This window comes from Alcanivorax sp. HI0044 (assembly GCF_001634945.1).
In genome coordinates this window covers 1-1,186 of the sequence record NZ_LWEZ01000494.1, presented here as the reverse complement: position 1 = coordinate 1,186, position 1,186 = coordinate 1, and the positions used below count along the sequence as shown (strand labels likewise).

Below are 1,186 nucleotides of genomic sequence, written 5' to 3'. Positions count from 1 at the left end.
TCTCACCGGACAGAGGGTGGTCCGGCCTGGCGAATGCGCGTAGAGGAAGAGAGGTTATCAGTTCCTGCCGGATCCCCGTTGTATCCTGGATGCTCTCAGCGCCCATGAAGAGCATATCCACTTGGCGGTTGACCAGGCGACGATGCAACTCTTCTGGCGTACCTTCACTGATGGTCAGGCTGACATCTGGCGCTTCCAGGAGCATCTTTGAAAGCGTACGCCTGAGAACGCTGGATTTTATTGCTTGCCCGAATGCCAGCCGAAGCTCACCAGTGGCAACGCTCTGCTGAATCTCCGCCTCTCTTTTCAAATCGCTGAGAGTGGATAGTACGGTTTCTGCTCGATGCCGAATCTGCAGACAGAACTCTGTCGGCGTCATACCGGATTTGGAGCGCAAGAAAAGGGGCGTGCCCAACTGGCTTTCGAGGTTGGCCAGGCTGCGCGTCAGTGCAGGCTGCGTGATATGCAAGGCCTGTGACGCGGCGTGTATCGTGCCGTAATCAAGCACGGCTTTCAGATGAGAGAGCTGCTTTGTACTTATCATGTTTATAACACTTAGTTATTCCTCACTACCTATAATGCATTATAGATTTTCCCTTGGCCCTGATATACCTATTCCTCCTCATAACATTTATGCATTTTATTAGCATAGGAATAACAAATATGACATCACGGTCACTTCGGCAAGTTCCATTGCTGATCACGTTTCTCTTATCACTTCTGCTGCCCGCTCTGGCCCTGGCCACGAAACAGCAGGCAAAAGATTATCTCGCTGCGGAGCGACTTATCACACACGGCAACACAACCAACGCCGTCCGTTTGTACCGCCAAGACGCAAGTCAGGGTGACTATGTCACGATCATCCCATCCCTGGGGCGGGGGGTAGCTGATTACACAGAACAGTACCAATCCACGCTGGTCACGCGACTGGTTGAAGCCGGGTACCAGGTCATTCTGATAGAGCCAAGAGGTGTTGGTGAAAGCAAGGGCGAGCTGACACCCGGTCAGGTTTCCATGGAAATGCTGGTTGACGATGTACGGCTCAGCCTGGACGCATTCAACATCAAGAAAGTGCACATGATTGGTCATGCTTTTGGCAACAGGTTGTCCCGAACCTTCGCGACGCTGTACCCGGAACGGATCGACAAGCTGGTTCTGCTGGCGGCGGGCGGTAACTTCGAAATGA

Annotated in this window: 2 protein-coding genes; one reads left to right on the top strand and one right to left on the bottom strand. The window is 52.8% G+C overall.

The genetic code is table 11. The annotated features are described in order from the left end of the window. On the bottom strand, positions 1-544 hold a 544-nt coding region (locus A3730_RS05930; RefSeq protein ID WP_156500960.1), incomplete at its 3' end, for a LysR family transcriptional regulator. Positions 545-693: 149 nt separating this feature from the next. Here A3730_RS05930 and A3730_RS05925 point away from each other — a divergent pair. Beyond that, on the top strand, positions 694-1,186 hold a 493-nt coding region (locus tag A3730_RS05925; protein WP_197477325.1), incomplete at its 3' end, for an alpha/beta fold hydrolase.